This is a genomic window from Citrobacter sp. TBCS-14 (assembly GCF_005280805.1).
In the GTDB taxonomy this organism is placed as follows: Bacteria; Pseudomonadota; Gammaproteobacteria; order Enterobacterales; family Enterobacteriaceae; genus Citrobacter; species Citrobacter gillenii.
In genome coordinates this window covers 1-205 of record NZ_SZWM01000558.1, presented here as the reverse complement: position 1 = coordinate 205, position 205 = coordinate 1, and the positions used below count along the sequence as shown (strand labels likewise).

Below are 205 nucleotides of genomic sequence, written 5' to 3'. Positions count from 1 at the left end.
CAGCGCGGTTGGCCAGCGTGACAAAGTTATCCTGGAACTGAGGCTTATTATCGACGACCCGATTTAGCGTTAAGCCGAGCGATTTTTGCGTAGAACCACTGGCGGCAATGTAATCAGCAAAAATGTAGCCATTAACGGTGCTGGAAAACGGCGTGTTATCCCAGTGACCGCCAAACGCGCCTAACGCATCACGACGGGCGCTTTC

1 protein-coding gene is annotated in these 205 nt (G+C 52.7%); it reads right to left on the bottom strand.

The window, feature by feature from the left end; genetic code table 11:
* Window positions 1-205 (bottom strand): sulfatase-like hydrolase/transferase (locus FDX22_RS19870; RefSeq protein WP_370317621.1); only part of this gene is annotated, 205 nt, incomplete at both ends.